The organism is Streptomyces sp. FH025 (genome assembly GCF_017427025.1).
Lineage (GTDB): Bacteria > Actinomycetota > Actinomycetes > Streptomycetales > Streptomycetaceae > Kitasatospora.
In genome coordinates, this window is sequence record NZ_JAFLNG010001191.1 from 1 (window position 1) to 1189 (window position 1189).

Here is a 1189-nt window from a genome sequence, read left to right on the forward strand (position 1 = left end):
CCAGGGACTCCAGACCGTCCGGGCTCTGGACGGCGGGCTGGTTGCCGGTGAAGCAGTTGCCGGGGTCGACGGAGGAGAGGACGAGGTCGACGCCGTTGCCCTGGGCCCGGTTGCCCTCGACCCGGTTGCCGCTCGCCGGGTGGCCGGGCGGGTCGGTGATGATGATGCCGACCGCGCGGTTGCCCTGGACGAGGTTGCGCTGGACCAGGTTCGCGGTGCCGCCGCCGATCCCGATCCCGATGCCGTAGCCGCCGTCGGCCTGTTCGGGGGTGTCGGCGGCGTTGTTGTCGGTGACGGCGTTTCCGGCGATCACCGCGCCGTGCTGCGGGGCGAGGGATTCGAGGTCGTTGGAGTTGACGGTGACGCCGACGCGGTTGCCGATGACCCGGTTGCCGAGGATGTGGAGCCCGTCGGAGGCGTTGGTGAGCTCGATGCCGACGGCGTTGCGCTCGACGGTGTTGCCGCGGACGAGGGTGTCGCAGGGCTTGCACTGGCCGACGTAGATGCCCGAGTCGGCCTGGCCGGAGGCGTAGGAGTCCTCGATGATCCCGGAGCGGGCGTCGAAGGCGTAGATGCCGTACAGCCCGTTGTCGTACGAGGTGACGCGGGTGGCGCGGAAGCCCTCGACGGCGGGGAAGCGGGTGGTGTCCAGCGGGTTGTAGGCGGAGCCGCCGGCGCCGTGCTGCTGGAGCTGCTCGTCGGTGACGCCGGTGAACAGCACGCCGTTGGCGAGGTAGCCGTGGACGGTGAGGTTCTCGACCACCGAGCCGGGGCCGGTGACGGTGATCCCGTTCACCAGCCGGACACCGCCGTCCAGGACCACGGTGTTGCGGTCGCTGCCGCGCAGCACGATGCGGGGCTTGGCGATGCGGACGCTCTCCCGGTACGTGCCGGGGGAGACCAGGACGGTGTCGCCGTCCCGGGCCACGTCCACGGCCTTCTGGATGGTCGGGAAGTCCTGCGGGACGCGGACGACGGTGCCGTCCGGGTGGCGGGCGTCGGAGGAGGAGCCGGCGGTGGTCGAGGAACATCCGGAGAGCGCGAGGGCGGCGGCGAGGAGCAGTGCGGGCAGGGTGATCCGCCGGTGCCCCTCCCGTACCGGCGATGTGTTGGAGGTGAGTTGACCGGTAGTCAAAAGTTGCATAACGGGTGTTCTATCGTCTCCAATGTCGCTCATGCATCCCGAAAC

1 protein-coding gene is annotated in these 1189 nt (G+C 70.2%); it reads right to left on the reverse strand.

Annotated features, from left to right (window positions below; genetic code table 11):
- Window positions 1–1144: nitrous oxide reductase family maturation protein NosD (locus J0670_RS38350; protein WP_207817389.1), on the reverse strand; the 1144-nt coding region annotated here is incomplete at its 3' end.
- Between the last annotated feature and the right edge of the window lie 45 nt (window positions 1145–1189).